Source organism: Lysinibacillus sp. OF-1 (assembly GCF_028356935.1).
Classification (GTDB): Bacteria; Bacillota; Bacilli; order Bacillales_A; family Planococcaceae; genus Lysinibacillus; species Lysinibacillus fusiformis_D.
Genome location: NZ_CP102798.1, coordinates 1,312,703 through 1,331,687 on the forward strand (window position 1 = coordinate 1,312,703; position 18,985 = coordinate 1,331,687).

The following is an 18,985-nucleotide window of genomic DNA, read 5'->3' on the forward strand; positions in this document are numbered from 1 at the left end:
GGTTGTGATGATGGCAAATGTTGATGAAAAGTATATGCAATTAGCACTCGATTTAGCAGCGAGTGCCAAAGGAAATACGAACCCTAATCCACTTGTTGGGGCTGTGATCGTGAAGAATGGCGTAATTGTAGGCACGGGCTTACACAGAAAAGCAGGTGAACCACATGCTGAAGTGCATGCTTTTCGTATGGCTGGAGAGCATGCACAAGATGCTACATTATATGTAACGTTAGAGCCTTGTTCGCATTATGGGAAGACACCACCTTGTGCGAAGCTAGTGAAGGAATCTGGTGTAAGTCGAGTTGTGGTAGCCATGCAAGATCCAAACCCAGCTGTAGCAGGGCAAGGCATTCAATTGCTACGGGATGCGGGAATAGTAGTTGAGGTGGGAGTTTTGGAGCAACAAGCTCGCCGTGTTAATGAACGTTTCATCCACAATATGCTGACACAACGCCCATTTGTTATTTCCAAATTTGCTATGACTTTAGATGGGAAAATTGCCACACATACAGGGCATTCTAAATGGGTAACTGGCGAGGCTGCACGTGAGGATGTTCACTATATTCGCCATGAAGTAGATGGAATTTTAGTCGGTGTGGGTACAGTCATTGCTGACAATCCTACTTTAACAACAAGATTAAAAGAAGGATACGGAAAAAATCCAACACGTATTATTATGGATAGTTCTCTACGCACACCCGATTATGCAAATGTGTTAAATACGGAGGAAGCACATACGATTCTTGTATGTAGTGAGGACGTAAGCCAAGAAAAAATGAAGCGATTTACAGACAAAGGTGTGACGGTTTTACCAGTACGTAAAAATGAATATGGACTTCAGCTTGATGATATGCTTGAAAAGCTTTATACACATGGCATTACGGATATTTTGCTCGAAGGAGGAAGTAAAATAAATGCTTCTTTTTTACAGCAAGAAGCGATCGACAAATATGTGGTGTATATAGCGCCTAAAGTTCTCGGTGGGAATCTATCATTAACACCGTTTGCTGGTTATAGTCCTTCTCAAATGAATGAGGCATGGAATGTTGAATGGACTTCATTTGATAAGGTAGGCGAGGATTTGCGTATTATTGCTTATCCAAAGCAAGGTGAAGAAAAGTGAACTATCAAGCAGATGTTTGTATAGTAGGGGCAGGACCAGCTGGCGCACTGTTAGCCTACTTACTAGCCAAAAAAGGGCTAACAGTGATCCTACTTGAGCAAAACGCAGCACTTGGTCAGTCATTTCGAGGCGAGCACTTAAATGAAGAGGGCGAGGCTGTTTTAAAAAATCATCATCTTTTTGAGGCAGTTGAGTCACACGGTATATTACGAATGGAGAAGCTGGAGTATTACGCAGATGGTAACGCCTTTAAAACGATTTTTCCTGATGAAGCAGTAGGTCATTTAGGCATACATGTCCCACAAGCTCATTTATTAAAGGGAATTTTACAAAATACACGGCCGTTTCCCAACTTTACATGCTTGCTACATACAAAGGTAACAAAGCTCATCGTAGACACTTCTGGTCATTATAGAGGAGTTATAGCAATAAAAAATGGAAACACTATTAAAATTGATAGCCAATTAATTATTGGTGCAGATGGTCGCTATTCTACCATTCGTAAGGAAGCACATATTGATGTTCAGAAACAGAAACATGGCTTTGATTTACTATGGGCTAAAATTCCTGCACCCCAAAATTGGGAACCTTCGATAAAAATGGCACTAATCGATGATAAGCAGCTGTCATTGTTTACGCAAGTTGGTGGTTATATTCAAATAGGCTGGAATATCGAACAGGGTAGTTTCCCTCAGCTGCGCAAACAAGCTTTTACTCCTTTTATCCAGCAGCTTACAACACAATTTCCACTATTAGCTAATACAGTACAAGAGCATATTCAATCTTGGAAAGATTTTGTGTTATTAGATGTTTTTAGTAGTCACTGTGACTGTTGGGGTACCCAGGGCATTGTATTGTTAGGTGATGCTGTCCATACGATGACACCAACTGGGGCATTTGGATTAAATAGTGCTCTAAAGGATGCCGATTGTTTGGCATCTTTGCTAAATAAAGACACGTTAGCACAATTTAATGTACAAGATTTTCAACAAATGCGTAAGCAAGCCATTGAGGAAGTATTAGCAAAACAAATTGAAAAAGAGCAAACATTTGCTTCTAACTTTATAAATAAGGCTTCTTGAAAGGGCGAACAACTAGATGAAATTTGGCTTTGATATAGATGACACTTTAATTGATTTACGAGCACACGCTTTTTTACTCTATAATAAAAAACTAGGTAAAAATGTTTCCTTTAAAACCTTTCAAGCCTTACAACGTGTAGAAATACATGAGCCTTTTGGTTTAACAGACGAAGAAGGTTATGCAATGTGGAATAGTACAATGGAGGAGATTTATTTTACGGACTGTCCTTCTTTTGAGGGGGCAATAAAAACGCTCCAAGCTCTAGCGGCGCAAGGGCATGATATTTACTATATTACATCTCGTCCCAAACAATACTGTGCACAAACAAGAGCATGGATGGAGGCGCAAGGTTTTCCAATAACGGACGGTCATTTTTTCTGTGGAATGCAGGATGCAGAAAAAGTCAATATTATAAAAGAGCTTGCGTTAGATGTTTATGTAGATGATAAACCAACAGTGCTGGAAACACTTCATGATGTGACAACAAAGGTGATCTTAAAAAATCAATCCTATAACCAGCATGTGAATCTTCCACGTTTATATGATTGGCAAGAGTTTCAAGTGCTGATACAAAAATAAAAGATTGGTACAACGATTATGCGTTCGTTGTACCAATCTTTATTTTTTTAAAATCGATTCAACTTAAAGGTTGATAAATCCTGTTTACTTTTGCCATCTACAATTAATTCCGCTAGTACTTCCCCTACAGCGCTACTAAATTTAAAGCCATGGCCCGAAAAACCTGCAGCAATAATAATATTTTGATGTTTAGGCAAAAAGTCAATTATAAAATCTTCATCAGGAGTCATCGAATACTTGCATGTTTTGCCGTATTTTATTGCACCATGCTTGGGCATAAACTGATGAATGAAATTTTGTAAATCAACAAGATCTGCATCATCAAATGGGCGCAAAGGAGTATTTGGATTGATCACTTCGCCACCATCATGTCGCCCAAGTTTTAATCCTGCTCCATCAATACTAGGAAAGCCGTAGTAGGTTGAATCTGCAAATTCAAAGCAATAGGCTGGGAAATTTTCATCACGATAAAGCTCCTCATCTGCCTCAAACCATGCAAACGTTTTACGTGTTGGGGTAACTGGGATGGTTACGCCCATCGTTTGTAGTAACTCGGTTGCCCATGCACCAGCCGTCACTATTAAGTGCTTTGCTTTGTAAAGGTTATGTACAGTTTGCACCTGTACAATTTCTCCAGCTTGAATAGCAAGTACTTTTTCATTCGTCTGTAAGCTTGCACCAGCCTCTAACGCCAATTTTTGATATGCTCGAATACATGCTTCTACCCGAAGGACGCCTGCTGTCGGCTCAAAGCAAGCCACTAAATCTTCTGGCAAGAATAGCCCTGGCCATTTGTTCATCGCTTCCGCTGCTGAATAATGTTCGAGTGCTAAATCATAGAGTGCTGAGCTTGCCTTGACATTCTGAATAAAGTCACAGGTTGGTTCTCCAATATTGACTACGCCAGTTTGTAAAAATAAGTTCTCATTGGCTAAAGACTCTAGCTCTTGCCAAAGCTCACCAGCTCTTTTTACAAAAGGTACATAGCTAGCCCCTTCACCATAAGCAAAGCGAATGATTCTTGTATCTCCATGATGACTACCTTCTTCATGCGGGGGAGTAAAGGCATCTAGCATAAGAACTTTGTTACCTTTCTTTGCTAAATAATAACCAGCCGCCATCCCCATGGAGCCAGCACCAACTATTATGACATCATATACCATTCTGAATCCCTACTTTTTTGCTCTAGTATAACAGATTAGCAGGGAAGGAAACAGAAATTTTAGAAAATAAATAGGCACAACACCTGCAATCCAAATGGACTAGAGGTGCTATGCATTGTAGATACTTGCTATTTTGAGCTTGGTAGAATTTTATTAAGGAAAATCGCTACTAGCGCAGCGGTTGCGATAGGCGATCCAAATAAATATTGAACGGTTGTAGGTAGTGAATAAAGGAAATCATCAGGCAATAATGTCAGAGCTAACGTTAAAATGACAGGAATCGCAATGACATACATTTCCTTTTCGCCAATATGTTCATTTTTCATCACCTGTAATCCGCTGATGGCAATAATGCCACAGACGATGACAAATACACCACCAATGACTGCTGAAGGAATGGCTGAAATAAGTGCCGCTAATTTACCAGAGAAGCCGAAGATGATAAACCAAATACCTGCTGCTATAAATACTCGACGGCTCGCAATCCCTGTAATTGAGATAACACCTGCATTTGTAGAGTAACCCGTCACAGGTGTAGAGCCTAGTAATGAAGCAATAAAACAGCCAATGCCTTCACCAATAACGCCTCGATTAATTTGTTGATCTGTTAATGGTTTGTCGATGACATTGCTAATGGCAAACCATGTTCCTGTTGTTTCCGCCATTAAGACAATATAAATAATGACCATTGTGATAATGGCTGAAATATTAAAGCTAAAGCCGAAATCTGCAAATGGAATTTGCGGCATACTAAACCATTTTGCTTGTGATACAGGAGATAAATCTAAAACACCCATCCTATTTGCCGCAATACTGCCGCCGATTAAGGCAATGATGACAGATGCAATACGGAATAGACGCCCTTTTTGGTGGAAGACTGTCCCTAACATGACACAAATGATTAATACAATGGCTGAAATCAAAGCTAAATAGATGTTCTGATTAATGGATGCACCTGCTCCATTAAAAATATTATCACTTAAACCGACAGGCATTAAGGAAAGACCGACAACAAAGATAATCGTACCGCCAACAATCGGTGGAATAAATGTTTGAACAATTTTATTGAAAATGCCTGTATAGCCTAAAATAATGACGCAAATAGCACCGATTAAGCTGGCACCTAGCACAGTGCTCCAGCCTAAATCACCACTGCCACTTGCCGCATAGATTCCAACAATAGCCCCTAGTGGAACATAGGAAGGGCCTTGTGCCATCGGTAATTTCATACAAAAATGGGTTTGTACAATAGTCGCAATTCCTGCCGCAATAAAGGTGGATTGAATTAATGCACCTGCCTGCCCTGTTTGTAGACCAATGAGCATGGCAATTAAAAATGGCACAACGTAAACATCCATGGCCATGACATGCTGTAAACCTAGTAGAGCTGATTGGCTGAACGAGATTTTTTCATCTGGTAATACGGTTAATTGTGTTTTTCTTGTTTCGTTTGTTCGTTTACTATGTTGCGTTTTCACGAAGTTGTACACCTCAAAATGATAGATTTTTAATGAATAAGAGAATGACTAGTCTCTCGCATGAACTTTACTTCCTTGCACCCATACCTCACGGATATTTTCTGGGCGTACAAGATACATTATTTTTTGGAATATATCGAGTAAATCTTCCTTTTGATCAAAAATTGGAAGCTTAGCAGTAGGGATTTTTGTATCTATAATTTGTACATCCCATGTATAGTTTTCTTGTAAACGCCCAATTGGAAGGCTTAAGCTTTTACCACCACCAGCAGTGGCTAGATAGAAGGCTTCATTAATGGTAATACGTGAATTTGGCACACCTCGTTTTTCAGCTGCAAGGGTTGTATCGACACCATCCTCTAACATTCTTGATGACATAACAGCTTGTCTTGCATTATCAAAAAGACTTGGAGAAAATCCCCCTGAAACATCTGAGCCTAATCCAATATCAATGCCCATTGCATGGAAGCGGGCGATTGGAATCACACTGTTAGCAAAATAGGCATTAGAGATTGGACAATGACCAATGGCAGTGCCTGTTTCAGCAAATAATTGAGCATCATCATCACTTAAAAAGTTACAATGAGCCATAACCGATTTATCACCTAATAAACCAAAATCATGTAAGGCTACTGCATCATTCTTATTAAATCTCTCTCTGACATAACCATGCTCCCAGTCACTTTCGCTACAGTGAGATTGAATATGAGTATCGTATTTCGCTGCTAAATCACCTAAGCCTATTAAGGCATCATCTGTACAACTTGGAATAAAGCGAGGTGTGACCACGGGGTAAACACCTTGTTTAGTTGTTTTCGCTAATTCTTTTACCGCTAAAATAAACTCTTCTGTATCAGCTAATGCGGTTTGTGTGTTTGCATCTCGATAAAAATCGGGATTTTGCTCAGGATCATCCATGACCACTTTTCCGACAAGGCCACGTTGGCCCTTTTCAGCACAGATTTTAGCTAACAGTATGCTAGCTTCTTTATGAACTGTCGCAAAATATAAGGATGTTGTTGTGCCATTGGCAAGCAGCGTGCTCACTAAATCCTCGTAAACCTCTTGTGCAAACGTTAAATCCGAAAATTTTGATTCGATTGGGAACGTATAAGTGTTTAGCCAGTCATAAAGTGGAATGTCTAAGGCTGTACCCGATTGTGCCCATTGTGGTGCATGAACGTGCAAGTCAACAAATCCTGGTAAGAAATATTGACCTTCAGCTAATGGATGGAAATTAGGTTGATGTTGATATGTAGTTAATAGTTGTTGGTAATCAGTACGTTCTGGACCGACTGCTTTATCAATCATGCCATCAGCATTTATGAAAAACAAATAATCTTTTAAAATTTGAACTTCAGTAGCAGATTTACTAGTAAAAGCTGTCCCTTTGAAAATATACGTATATTCAGTCATAAAAACCACCTTAATGTTCGTTTATTGATAATAACACGGATTATTATAGGCTATATAAACTATGAAGTCTATAAAAAACGAATATTAATGAGTTTGTGAAAGAAAAAAAGAAGCTGTCCAACTACATTTTTACAGCTTTGACAAGCATTGATGGATGAGAAGAAGGCACATGTTTTAGCGTGCCTTCTTTTTATAGAATGGATTCATTGATGATATGAAGAAAGTTATGAAAGGAGGGGGAATGGTGCTGTTCATTTTTTCGTGTACAAAGATAGATAGGACGTTGAATATCAATATCCTTAATAAAAACACGGGCAACCTGTTGCTGCTGGATAAAGCTAGAAGCTGCTATGGACGGAGCTAGCATTGTTCCGAAACCTGCTGCAATAGCATGGATCGATTCATTAATTCCATCTAGTTGCAGTCCTACTTTCGGTGGGGGAATTTTATGCACTTTACATAAAGCATTTAAATATTCTTTTGTGGAACTCCCGTCTTCCCTTGTCACAAAGGGCTGTTCCATAAGTTCTGCGAGGGAAACCGTTTGACCTGCTAATGGATGACTGTATGGCACGATAAACCAATAATCTAAATTCATCAGAAATTGATAATTAATATCAGGATGATGGCCATCTTCTTTAACGATAAAGGCTAAGTCAGCTTTATAATGCAATAATTCCTCAATGACTTGCTGTGAATTAGCCGTTTTTAAATGGAGATTTGTTGCTGGATAAATTTGTTTAAAATGAGCCAACCATTTGGGCAGTAAAAAATGGGAAGGCACATGCGTCGAGGCAATTTGTAATTCCTCATTGCCTGTATATTTCAGTTGTTCAATTTTATATTCAATATCGATTTCTAAATCAAATAATCGCTGTGCCTGTTTATATAAAAACGTGCCATTTGGTGTTAATGCAATGCCTCTCCCTTTGGATTCTATCAGGGTCAAACCTAGCTCTTTTTCTAAATTTCGTATTTGAATGGTGACAGCAGGCTGACTAATCATAAGCGTTTGTGCCGCTTTGGAAACACTATTGTGCTCAGCCACCTTTGTAAATAGCCGTAAAGCGTGTAAATTCATATGCAAGCACCTTTCATTAATTTTTTTTATGATTTTATATACATTATATATTAGATTTATTAATTTACGCTCTGTATCCTTATAATTACAGTAGGAAAAAGGGGAGGGGGATAAAAATGACTCGACAGCATATGGGGGTTGTCTTTGGAGGAATTTTATTACTAGTTGTCGCAATGGGAATTAGTCGATTTGCATTTACACCGATTTTGCCATTTATGCGTCATGATGTAGGATTTTCGTTAGAGGTGGCTGGATTTTTGGCTTCAAGCAATTATATTGGCTATTTCATTGGCGCATTATGGGCAGGATTTATTCATCGTCGACGTAAAAATATTTTATTGGCAAGTGTCGTTTTCAATGTTCTATCGGTGGGATTAATGGGCTTGCTAGAGGTGTATTCTGTATGGCTAGTTCTCCGTTTAATCGCAGGCATTACAGGTGGGCTTATTTTTGTTTTAACGTCTAGCATTATGATGGATTATTTGGCGAGACATTCATTATCGCGATGGTCTGGCTATGTATTTAGTGGCATTGGTTTGGGAATTGCTATTTCTGGCTTATGTGTTCCTACAATAGAAGCGAAATTTGCTTGGGAGGGAACATGGCTAGGTTTAGGTATGCTATCAGCTATCTTTTTACTCATTACCTTTATTCTGTGGAGAAATTTAGAGGTTCAAGACAGCATAAAAGTGATGAAAACGCTCGATACCAAAATGACAAGAGGCTTTATGCCATGGCTGATTCTATCCTATGGCTTAGAGGGATTAGGCTATATTATTACAGGTACTTTTTTGGTTGATATTATTCATAATATCCCTTCTCTCCAAGCTTACTCCTCTTACAGCTGGGTTATTGTGGGACTTGCAGCTATTCCATCAGCACCTGTTTGGACGGTCTTATTGGAGAAGTTTTCAGCGATAAAAATTTTGTTTGTGGCATACATACTTCAAGTGATTGGCATCCTATTACCCGTATTTTCACAAACTGTATGGAGCGTATTGTTAGCATCATTTTTATTTGGTCTGACCTTTGTAGGAATTGTCACGTTAACTACTTCCTATGCACGACAGCTTTTCCCGACACAGAGCGGTTTTGTTGTATCTTTATTAACAACCTTTTATGCTTTTGGACAAATTATCGGACCGATCGTCGCAGGAAAGCTGGTTGAAGTTTATAGTAGCTATAAAGCAGCACTTGTATTTGCTGGTGTCATCGTGTTTCTTGCATTGCTCGTTATGGTAATTGGTAGATGGCTAACTGTAAAAAAAGAAGCTGCTGCAGAACATACAATTTCTATATAGCGCATAAAAGCCAGAAATCCTATTTGGATTTCTGGCTTTATCATTTACTTAAAGAAGCCGTGCCTCTATCTACATGATATTAAAAAATATAATAAAAGTCTATATATTTTTTTCTTTATATGGAAAAATAGATAAGTGCACAAAGGACGTAACGTTACGATTCTACATTGAAATGGGGACTTTATATGAACACAGAACAAGCTATTCAACGTTGGAATCAATATGCAGAGCGGTATACAGCTACCTACGATGAGCAGGGTGACAATCATCGTGTAGTACTGTTAAATCCCACCATCTTTTCTTTACTGGAAGGGCTAGATGGAAAGCATGTATTAGATGCAGGATGTGGAGAAGGATATTTAAGTAGGTTACTAGCGAAGAAAGGGGCAAGCGTAACGGCTGTTGATTTTTCACAAAAAATGCTGGATATTGCTATGGAAAGAACACAACAGCAGGAAGCTATTCAATTTTTACACGGGAACTGTGAAAATTTAGCGTTTCTAGCAGATGAGCAATTTGATGGTATTGTGTCAAATATGGTTCTTCAAGATTTAGAGGACTACAAGGCTGCATTGCATGAAATGTATCGTCTTTTGAAACCTAATAGCATTTTTATTTTTTCAATTCTGCATCCATGTTTTGTGACACCAAATAGTGGATGGATAAGACATGAGCAGCTAGATCAACAGTATTGGAAAATCCAGCGTTATTTTTATGAAGGGGTTTACCAACAACTAGATGCTGACCCCTCAATTGTGCTGTATCACCGTACATTAACAAGCTATGTGCAAGCCATTATTCAAAGTGGCTTTACCATTGAAGCTATTGTAGAGCCAAAGCCATCACAAGACATGCTAGAGAAGTATCCTCAATTTGAGGAAGATTTGCATTGTGCAGATTTTATCGTCTTTAAACTTAGAAAATAAAGGAGAGTGAATCCATGCGTTTATTTCATGTCAGTGAGAACCCTACTATTACGATGTTTCATCCTCGACTACCTGAGCGAGCAGATTTAGATGCAACCAAAGGGCTTGTATGGGCCATCAATGAGAGATGCTTGCCAAATTATTTAACGCCGAGAGATTGTCCTCGTGTTTGCTTTCATGCAGGGGTACAAACAACAGAGCAAGATAGAGGGCATTATTTAGCACAAGCTTCTCATGTAGTGGTCATTGAAAACAAATGGTTTGAAGTATTGAAGAATACGAGACTTTACCTATATGAGTTTGATAGTAATGGATTCACATTACTGGATGATAATGCAGGTTATTATACAAGTGAATTAATACAAATGCCCATTAATGTCTCTGAGGTTAACGATATAGCTAAAGCATTATTGGAACGGAGTGTTGAATTGCGAATAGTGGATCGCTTGTGGGATATCCATGACGAAATCCAGTATACAAGCTTAAATTGGTCGATGTGCAGGATGCGCTTTGCACAGCCAAGACACTAAAGAACAAGCCTCGTCATGCTGCTAGTGCATGGACGAGGCTTGTTTGTCTATTAATTAGATAAAGGTATACAGCTAATTACGAGAAGCAGGGTGATATTCATTGAACCCTACCATCTATTCTTTGGTGGAAGAGCCAGATGGAAAGCATGTATTAGATGCAGGATGTGGAGAAAGATATTTAAAGTACTACTCTAACAAATTTTCAATCTCGTCTTCCAGTACGATCAAAATGAGGTAGTTTTAAAGGGTTTAGGTATATCGTTCATAGTGGTGTTCACTACTGAATGAAAAAGGAAAAGATACTTTTGCAGAATGGTTGATTGAAGTGGAATCAGTACCACTCCTAGGGGATTTAACGTCACAGACGAGACACTAGAGCGAACGCAGTAAGTGAAGCGGCTCAACGGACGCCCCCTGGAAAGGATGCTGGCGGAATGGACATTAGCCCCTCGCCTTGCTAAAAGGTCTTTTTCTGCTAGTAACATGATCCTTTTTCAACAACATTCCCTTTATAACTAGACAGCATGATAACGGCCAACAGGAACAATTAAAGGTGTTTTAGAAACAGGGTCTTCAATAACCATGCTATCTAAGTCAAATGTATCTTTAATTAACTCACTTGTCACAATATCTTTTGGCGAACCTTCTGCAAGTAAACGACCATTTTTTAATGCGAATAAGTAGTCCGCATAACGGGCAGAAAGATTAATGTCATGTAATACCATGACAATGGTTGTACCATATTTTTTATTTAAATCTGTTAGTAAATCTAAAATTTCAACTTGATATGTAATATCTAAAAATGTTGTTGGCTCATCTAAAAATAAAATATCAGTTTGTTGCGCTAATGCCATAGCAATCCACACACGTTGACGCTGACCACCTGAAAGTTCATCGATATTGCGGTCAGCAAACTCTGTAATGTTCATCATTTCAAGAGCTTCTGCAACTGCCTCATAATCTTGTTTGGACCAACCTTTAAATAATGTTTGATGAGGAAATCGACCACGGCCAACTAAATCAGCAACAGTAATTCCTTCAGGAACGATAGGGGACTGAGGTAAAAGTCCTAACACACGAGCTAATTGTTTTGGTGGCATTTGATGAATGGATTTGCCATCTAGCATGGCATGACCACCAGTTGGCTTAATCAGGCGTGCCATTGTTTTTAATAATGTAGATTTTCCGCAACCATTCGCACCAATAATAATGCTAATTTTATTACTTGGAATAGCAATGCTGACATTTTCTAAAATCGTCTTTTGCTCGTAACCAGATGTTATATGTTCAGCCTGAAGCGTATGTGTTGGTTTCATCATATATCTCCCTTTCGATTGATTCGAATTAACAAGTAAATTAAGTAAGGTGCACCAATGATTCCTGTAATAACACCTACTGGATATCTAGCTGTAAATGCGAATTGACCAATTAAATCAGCAGCCAATACTAAAATAACACCAATTAGACCAGCTGGAAGTATATTTGAAAACCCGACACCAACTAATTTTTTGGCAATTGGTCCAGCAAGGAATGCAACAAAGGCAATCGGTCCTGTAGTTGCTGTAGCAAGTGCAATGATTAATACAGAACAAAGCATTAAAATGATTCTTGTTTTGTTTGTGTCTACACCTAGAGAGGTGGATGTTTGTTCACCAAGCTCAAGCATTTCTAAATGCTTCCCGAAAAATAACAGTACAGGTGTAAATACAATGACGATTATCATTAATGGATAGAGTGACTCCATTTTCGCACCATTTAAGCTCCCACTCAACCATCTCATGGCACTTGGAATATCATGTGTATTGCCAATTAGCATTAAATAAGAGATGAATGCATTTAGCATTGCTTGAATACCAATCCCGATTAATATTAATTTGCCAATTGAAAAAGAAGAGCCTCTTGATAAAGCATAAATAATTAGGACAGTAGCTAAACCGCCAATAATTGAAGCGATGGATACAACGATATTACTTGCTTGCAGGACAATAATACAAAATACAGCAGCAGCACTTGAACCAGCTGTAATACCAATAACATTTGGATTTGCTAAAGGATTGCGCAACATAGTTTGGAAAATATAACCTCCAACACCAAATGCAAAGCCAGCAAATGTACCAGCTAACATGCGTGGTAATCGAATTGTGCCTACAGCGAAAGAGGCACCTTGTACATGTTGGCCAAGGAGAACACGGATAACATCTTCAACAGGATAAATCGTGTTACCAAGCATTAGCATTGTGCAACACAGTATTATGGAAATAACAGTCAGTACAGAAGTTATTATGACAAAGCGTCTTTTTCTTCGTTGTCTGCCTTTCATTATGGATATCAATGTTTCATTCATCATAACGCACGCATTTTCGCTTTCATCGTAATTAAAATCAAGATAGGGGCACCAATAAAGGCTGTTAAAATACCCACCTCTAGCTCACCAGGACTGCCGAGAAGTCGACCACAAACATCTGAAAACGTTAAAATAATTGCTCCTGTTAAGGCAGACATAGGAAGGATAAAGCGTATATCAGGTCCTATAATAAGGCGGACAACATGAGTTGCTAATAAACCGATAAAACCAATAGGTCCTGCTAGAGCGGTAGCAGCCCCACATAAAAGAACTCCACCTAGTGCTGCAAACATACGTAGTGTACCAGTACGAACACCTAAACCAGTTGCCACTTCATCCCCGAGTGCTAAAGCATTTAGTGCTGGAGCAGTGAAGAGGGCAATCAATAGGCCTACAACTAAAAATGGAATAAATAGCTGAATAGCGTCCCAGCTTCCAGCTCCTACACTACCAACTTGCCAAAATCGAAATTGATCCATTACATTTGTACGCGGAATCATAACCGCAACGACTAATGAAGATAAAATGGCACTTGTAGCAGCCCCTGCAAGTACAAGCTTTAATGGTGTAGCACCACTTGCACCCATAGAGCCTATTCCAAATACAAAAATAGCAGTGATAATGGCACCCGCTATTGCTAACCATATATATTGATTGGCTGAACTAATGTTTAAAAAGGCGATACCACAAACGACAAAAAGTGATGCCCCTGTGTTTACCCCCAAAATACTTGGATCTGCAATTGGATTACGTGTAACGGCTTGCATTAGTGCCCCAGAAACGCCTAATGCCGCACCACACAGTAAACTAAAAATTGTTCGGACGATTCGTTTTCGAACAACAACGGCTTCATGTGACTGAACATCAGGATGGAACAAGCCATCCATTAGTCCAGTCCAGCCAATTGTACGAGAACCGAATAGTAGCGAAGCAATTACACATAAAGCAAGAAAAATGATAAGAAAAAGCAAAACTTTAGCGAAATTTTTAGGGATAAATAACTGCTTCTGTTCGGTAGCTTGTATCTTATTCATATTACTTTATATTTTTTGCTACGTCTGAGATTAATGATAAATAGTCATCAATTGTATAGGCAATTGATAGTGGGCTAGGGGTACCAGCAGCTGCAAGTGGCGTATTATCACCAATAACAACAACATTCCCATTTTGAATAGCAGGTACTTTCCCTAAAATTGGGTCAGCTTGTAAAGCTGGTAAAGTTGTTTCATCTCCGTAAGCAATAAAGATTTCTACATCAGCTAAAGCATCTGCATTTTCAGCGCTTAATTCAATATAGAAGCTGCTATCATCCGAAATTTGTTTTGTAACGCTTTCAGGATATTCCATACCTAATTCCATTAAGAATTCACCGCGTGGATCTGCAGGTGTATAAACATAGAATTTTGATAAATCTGTTGGAGTAAACATAGCGAATGCAGCTTTTTTACCTTTAATAGCAGCATGTTCATTCACTTTATCTTGGATCAATTTTTCAGTGTCTTTGATTAATTGTTGACCTTGTGCTTCCATACCCATACCTTGAGCGTTTAATGTAACTTGGTCACGCCAAGAAGTTACCCAAGGAGTTTCTTTATAGGCTACAACAGGTGCGATTTGACTTAATGTCTCATACTCTTCTTGCGTAATACCAGAGTATGCAGCAAGAATGACATCTGGGTTAGAGTCAGCAATGGCTTCGAAGTCTAAACCGTCAGTATCTTGATAAATATTCGGATTTTCTTCACCAAGCTCTTTTAATTTTTCAGCAGTCCAAGGAAGCATACCACTACCATCTTGTACACCATAGTTAGCTGCAGAGAAACCAACTGGCACTACACCAAGTGATAGTGCAACGTCATGGTTAGACCAAGCAATTGTTGCTACACGCTCAGGCTTTTTCTCAATAACAGTTTCACCAAAAGCGTGTTTAATTGTAATCGGATATTGCTGTTCATCAGTAGTTTCTGATGTATTGTCTTTTGTTTGTTCTTCTTTTTTAGCAGTGTCTTTATTAGATGAATCAGAACATGCTGCTAAAGCTAAAACCATTAATGATAAAAGCATTACTATGAACATAGAATTTTTAATTTTTGACATTTTTTTTACCTCACTTTATTTTAAAAAATGATAATGATAATCCTTATCATTCAGAGAAAAATATTACGCTAATTTCAGTAAAAGTCAACAAATATTTTTGCATTTTTGATGTTTTTTTGCTTTATCACAATTATACGATATTCGGTATAAAAACTGAGCTAGAAAAAAGCGGAAATGCCCCGCACTTCTTGGTTGAGAATTCTTAAACTATTATCCTTAATTACACATCCCTAAATTGGTATATGTAACGAATTTTTCCTAGAAGAGACGTTTAGAAAGCAAGCCCCGTCCTACACTTATTGCATGGACGAGGCTTCCTTGTCTATTAGACTGTAGATGTTTGTTCGATTGGTGTGGAAGAAATATGAACTAATTGTTTGTCTTGATAAGTGAAGATGTAATCATAATTAGTTGCCTCATTGAGCATTGTTGGTAAATAATGTTTTAAATCTGCAATGCCAACATTTTCAGGGTGGAAAATCCAAGTAAGGTCCTTCCAATCAAGAATACCCTCTGCAACTTTTATAGGTGTTATATATGTAAAAGATTCAGGTAGTTCTGCTATAAAAGCATACATACAGCCATAGTTAACAACACCATCTGTCCATGTGATTTTTCCTTTATAAGTAATTTCTTCAACCGTAATACCTGTTTCTTCTTTAATTTCTCGTATAGCACCTGCTAATGGCGTTTCGTCCTGTTCAATTTTACCACCTACACCATTCCAGGCTCCCATCCATGCTGGGTAATTTCTATTCAATAAAAGAATTTGTTCACCCTTCTTTAGAAAACAAATTGTAAATTCAGCCAAAATTGTTTCTCCTTTTCTATTTAGTCGTTACTAAAAATATTGTATCAAAGAAATCATTCTATCACGTCAAAATTGCATCCTGTATGCGTGTTATAGTTAATAAAGATAGTTGAAGGAGTGAGAATCGCTGTGATATTAATAAGTGCTTGTTTAGCAGGGTTAAGTGTTCGTTATAATGGCACCAACAGTTTAGATGAAAAAATACAAAGGCTTATGTTAGAAAATAAAGCGATTACTGTTTGCCCAGAGCTGATGGGCGGTTTTTCAACCCCTCGGGAGCCTGCTGAAATTGTGGGAGGCAATGGAGGGGATGTACTTGATGGCAAAGCAACCGTTATTGAAAGGACTGGGCGTGATGTCACAGAGCTGTATTTAAAAGGAGCCTATGCGACTTTACAAAAAGCACTTGAAGTAGACGCCTCTCTGGTCGTTTTAAAGGAGTATAGTCCATCTTGTGGTAGTGCAATGATTTATAATGGGGCGTTCAATGGTACTAAATTATTGGGTGAAGGGGTAACTACAGCATTACTACGAAGGTATGGGATTGAGGTTCTATTAGAAGAGCAATTTTTATGAAAGGTCGGTTTTAACGAGAGAGTAACCTTTGTCAGTTAGAAACGTCTGAACTGGTGGGAGGTGGCTTATATGCCATTAACATTCGCACATCCAGCCGCAATTTTACCTTTTTCAAGACGAAGTAAGTACATCCATTTTTCAGCACTTGTACTAGGAAGTATGGCACCTGATTTTGAGTATTTTTTTAGAGGTAGACCAATAGGTGAGATAGGTCATAGCTTAACGGGATTTTTCATTTTTAATTTACCTCTTATTATTGTGATTTACATCATTTATTGTAAGTATGTTCGGCAGCATGTAGTTCATCATTTACCAGTATGTTTACAGGATACAGCTAACCAAACAACTTCCAGGAGTAAACGACTCAATGTCATTGTCTTTGGTTATTCAGCGTTTTTGGGTATGCTCACACATGTCATTTGGGATTCCTTTACACATAAAAATGGATTTATGGTTTCGCATCTATCTATTTTATCAGAAACAATGCCCATTTTCGGTTTTCAATTCCCCCTTTATAAATACTTACAGCATGGCAGTACTTTAGTAGGCATTACGTTGATTATCGGTTATGTCTATGTTAGAGCAGCCCATCAATCAACGAATTCATTGCTCACTATTCATCCTAAACAAAAATTATTTTTCTGGATACAGGTACTTGGATTAGCAATCTTCTATGTATGTTGCTGGTCTATTATAGATGGGGTATCAGTTAGCAATTATGGTGTATGGGTGGTCCGTATGATTGATTCATTTTTCTGTAGCTTGCTAACCATTTGTTTATTGAAAACATATTGGCAAAAATAAATAATAACGAGCATGACAGGACTTCCTTTAAGTGGGAGTCCTTTTGTTCGTTACCTCCTTTTCAGTTTGGATAAAAAGAAAAATACATAGATAACGAAGCTAGCATAAACTAGTATCCAGATGAACTGCCAATAGAACTTACTAGGGATGGATTTTATTTGATCGCCAACAGTCATTATTTCTAAAGAAAGATGGAGTGGTGGTAGAACCAAAATAAGACCTTTCATTTGCGGGATTGAATCTTTTAACGTTGCGACTACCAAGGTTAATAATAAGACGCTAATGACTCCCCACCAAGTGTTTTGTTTATTTTTGACAAGCTCTCTTGTAAAGATAGCAGAGAGAGCAATCCCCAAAATCGCTAAGCTAACATGAGAGAGAAATCCAAGAAATAGGTGTGTAAAGCTTGGTTCCTCGGCAAAAGCATGGATAGCTGTGGGATAAATAACAGAAACCATACTTAAGCTAAAAGCAATCAAAATGGCAATTATAAACAGGCTGAAATGATAAGATGTCGCACCATTTGCATGTAATATCGTTATCATTTTTTGCCCTTCATCCTCTGAATGAAATAGTGTGACGGTAAACCAGCCCATCAGGAAAAAGAGGATTATAGAGGTAAATGAAAAGCTATCTAATATAGGGTTTGGGACGAATGTGTAGTTAACAACAAGACATAAAATAAAAATAGAAAAAGGTGGAATATACTGATAGGTTCTCAAATAATTTTGTAACTGATATCGGCCTAAACTAATCATGTTGTATGAACTTCTCCTTATCATTGATCGGTATGAGTTGTTTAATAGAAGCGTTTTTATCAAGTAGCTGTTGTAAAAGATGGTCAGTACGCTGTGCTTGGATATGGACAATCACTTCATAAAAACCATTCGCTAATGGTGATTGCTGCTGTATTTCCGTTACATGTAATAGATCTTTTATGTATGTAATATTCGAAATTTCAAAAATTAATTGATTGTAGGTTGTAGGAGTAACAGATAAATCCGTTTGCATCACTTCTTTATGGTGAATCATTAGAATCGTATCAACGACATGCTCCAGTAGCTTTGTTTCGTGACAGGATAAGATAATCGTCATCCCTTGTTGTTTGAGCGTCTTCAGTGTTTCTTCCAAATCATTCTGTGTTTGCAAATCCAGCCCTGATAAAGGTTCATCTAATATTAACAAGTCCGTTTCGTTGAGCATAGCCTGCATAATCATTATTTTTTGTTTCATACCTTTAGAAAAATGGGTCATTCTAGTATCCTGTACATCTTCCAGATGAAATAGTATTAATAAATCATTTATTCTCGATAAAAGTTTTTGTTTAGCCATCCCACGGATTCGCCCCATATGCTGAAGATATTCCTTGGGGGTAAATAGAATAGTGGAAGGGGCAACCTCTGGTACATAGCCAATGTTTAAAGCTTGTTTAGAAGACATAAAGGAACCATTGTCTGGCGTAATAAGCCCAGCAATCATTTTTAAGAGCGTGCTTTTGCCAGATCCGTTTTTTCCAACAATAGCAATTATTTGATTGTCGTAGATGGTAAAGGAGACATTTTCTAAAATGGAAGTACCTCTGTATTGCTTAGTGATGTTTCGTGCGTCGAGCAATATGTTCATCAATCTGCACCTACTTATACTGAAATTCATTCATTTCATTGTAAATGATT

General features: G+C 38.1%; 19 protein-coding genes. 8 read left to right on the forward strand and 11 right to left on the reverse strand.

The genetic code is table 11. The annotated features are described in order from the left end of the window. Positions 1-10: 10 nt before the first annotated feature. The 3 genes from ribD to NV349_RS06210 are packed head-to-tail and all read left to right on the forward strand — an operon-like array spanning position 11 to position 2,785. Positions 11-1,123, forward strand: coding sequence for a bifunctional diaminohydroxyphosphoribosylaminopyrimidine deaminase/5-amino-6-(5-phosphoribosylamino)uracil reductase RibD (gene ribD, locus NV349_RS06200; protein ID WP_271913547.1), 1,113 nt, complete (start codon positions 11-13; stop codon positions 1,121-1,123). Further along, positions 1,120-2,205, forward strand: a complete 1,086-nt coding sequence (locus tag NV349_RS06205) for an FAD-dependent oxidoreductase (protein WP_271912618.1) — start codon at positions 1,120-1,122, stop codon at positions 2,203-2,205. The genes ribD and NV349_RS06205 overlap by 4 nt, the downstream gene beginning before the upstream one ends. A 16-nt stretch (positions 2,206-2,221) precedes the next feature. After that, positions 2,222-2,785 (forward strand): 5' nucleotidase, NT5C type, encoded by a 564-nt coding sequence (locus NV349_RS06210; RefSeq protein WP_271912620.1) that lies wholly within the window; start codon positions 2,222-2,224, stop codon positions 2,783-2,785. 47 nt (positions 2,786-2,832) lie between these two features. Here the strand turns inward: NV349_RS06210 and solA are convergent, their stop codons facing one another. From solA to NV349_RS06230, 4 genes are all read right to left on the reverse strand, one after another. Then, the gene (gene solA, locus NV349_RS06215) at positions 2,833-3,948 is read right to left on the reverse strand and encodes an N-methyl-L-tryptophan oxidase (protein ID WP_036127723.1); all 1,116 of its coding nucleotides are present in this window, start codon (positions 3,946-3,948) and stop codon (positions 2,833-2,835) included. Between the two features lie 128 nt (positions 3,949-4,076). Next, the gene (locus NV349_RS06220) at positions 4,077-5,426 is read right to left on the reverse strand and encodes a uracil-xanthine permease family protein (RefSeq protein ID WP_036127721.1); all 1,350 of its coding nucleotides are present in this window, start codon (positions 5,424-5,426) and stop codon (positions 4,077-4,079) included. A gap of 48 nt (positions 5,427-5,474) precedes the next feature. Then, positions 5,475-6,842, reverse strand: a complete 1,368-nt coding sequence (gene guaD / locus NV349_RS06225) for a guanine deaminase (RefSeq protein WP_271912622.1) — start codon at positions 6,840-6,842, stop codon at positions 5,475-5,477. A gap of 190 nt (positions 6,843-7,032) precedes the next feature. Further along, a complete protein-coding gene (locus NV349_RS06230; RefSeq protein ID WP_271912623.1) occupies positions 7,033-7,923 on the reverse strand; it encodes a LysR family transcriptional regulator in 891 nt (296 codons plus the stop codon). Positions 7,924-8,039: 116 nt separating this feature from the next. Between NV349_RS06230 and NV349_RS06235 the strand changes: the two genes are divergently transcribed. From NV349_RS06235 to NV349_RS06245, 3 genes are all read left to right on the forward strand, one after another. Next, a complete protein-coding gene (locus tag NV349_RS06235) occupies positions 8,040-9,224 on the forward strand; it encodes a YbfB/YjiJ family MFS transporter (protein WP_036127709.1) in 1,185 nt (394 codons plus the stop codon). A 185-nt stretch (positions 9,225-9,409) separates the two neighbouring features. Continuing rightward, positions 9,410-10,150: a class I SAM-dependent methyltransferase gene (locus NV349_RS06240; protein ID WP_036127705.1), complete on the forward strand. Its 741-nt coding sequence runs from the start codon at positions 9,410-9,412 to the stop codon at positions 10,148-10,150. Positions 10,151-10,164: 14 nt separating this feature from the next. Then, entirely contained in the window at positions 10,165-10,680 is a 516-nt protein-coding gene (locus tag NV349_RS06245) for a DUF6886 family protein (protein WP_036127702.1), read from the forward strand. 515 nt (positions 10,681-11,195) lie between these two features. Here NV349_RS06245 and NV349_RS06250 read toward each other — a convergent pair. From NV349_RS06250 to NV349_RS06270, 5 genes are all read right to left on the reverse strand, one after another. Then, positions 11,196-11,996 (reverse strand): ABC transporter ATP-binding protein, encoded by an 801-nt coding sequence (locus tag NV349_RS06250; RefSeq protein WP_036127699.1) that lies wholly within the window; start codon positions 11,994-11,996, stop codon positions 11,196-11,198. Continuing rightward, positions 11,996-13,027, reverse strand: a complete 1,032-nt coding sequence (locus tag NV349_RS06255; RefSeq protein ID WP_036127696.1) for a FecCD family ABC transporter permease — start codon at positions 13,025-13,027, stop codon at positions 11,996-11,998. The genes NV349_RS06250 and NV349_RS06255 overlap by 1 nt, the downstream gene beginning before the upstream one ends. Further along, a complete protein-coding gene (locus NV349_RS06260; protein WP_170829786.1) occupies positions 13,024-14,058 on the reverse strand; it encodes a FecCD family ABC transporter permease in 1,035 nt (344 codons plus the stop codon). The genes NV349_RS06255 and NV349_RS06260 overlap by 4 nt, the downstream gene beginning before the upstream one ends. A 1-nt stretch (position 14,059) precedes the next feature. Next, positions 14,060-15,121 carry an iron-siderophore ABC transporter substrate-binding protein gene (locus tag NV349_RS06265; RefSeq protein WP_036127692.1) on the reverse strand — a complete coding sequence of 354 codons (1,062 nt, stop codon included), beginning with the start codon at positions 15,119-15,121 and terminating at the stop codon, positions 14,060-14,062. Positions 15,122-15,446: 325 nt separating this feature from the next. Continuing rightward, positions 15,447-15,932, reverse strand: coding sequence for an NUDIX hydrolase (locus tag NV349_RS06270; RefSeq protein WP_036127689.1), 486 nt, complete (start codon positions 15,930-15,932; stop codon positions 15,447-15,449). A gap of 129 nt (positions 15,933-16,061) precedes the next feature. Here NV349_RS06270 and NV349_RS06275 point away from each other — a divergent pair, with 129 nt between their 5' ends. After that, entirely contained in the window at positions 16,062-16,508 is a 447-nt protein-coding gene (locus NV349_RS06275; RefSeq protein WP_036127686.1) for a 2-thiouracil desulfurase family protein, read from the forward strand. Positions 16,509-16,577: 69 nt separating this feature from the next. Next, complete coding sequence (locus NV349_RS06280) at positions 16,578-17,312, forward strand: DUF4184 family protein (RefSeq protein ID WP_036127684.1); 735 nt, start codon at positions 16,578-16,580, stop codon at positions 17,310-17,312. Positions 17,313-17,362: 50 nt separating this feature from the next. On the opposite strand, the gene NV349_RS06285 is transcribed toward NV349_RS06280, so the two are convergent. Then, positions 17,363-18,070, reverse strand: coding sequence for a hypothetical protein (locus tag NV349_RS06285; RefSeq protein WP_036127682.1), 708 nt, complete (start codon positions 18,068-18,070; stop codon positions 17,363-17,365). Next, a complete protein-coding gene (locus tag NV349_RS06290) occupies positions 18,063-18,935 on the reverse strand; it encodes an ABC transporter ATP-binding protein (RefSeq protein WP_036127678.1) in 873 nt (290 codons plus the stop codon). The genes NV349_RS06285 and NV349_RS06290 overlap by 8 nt, the downstream gene beginning before the upstream one ends. Positions 18,936-18,985 lie beyond the last annotated feature (50 nt).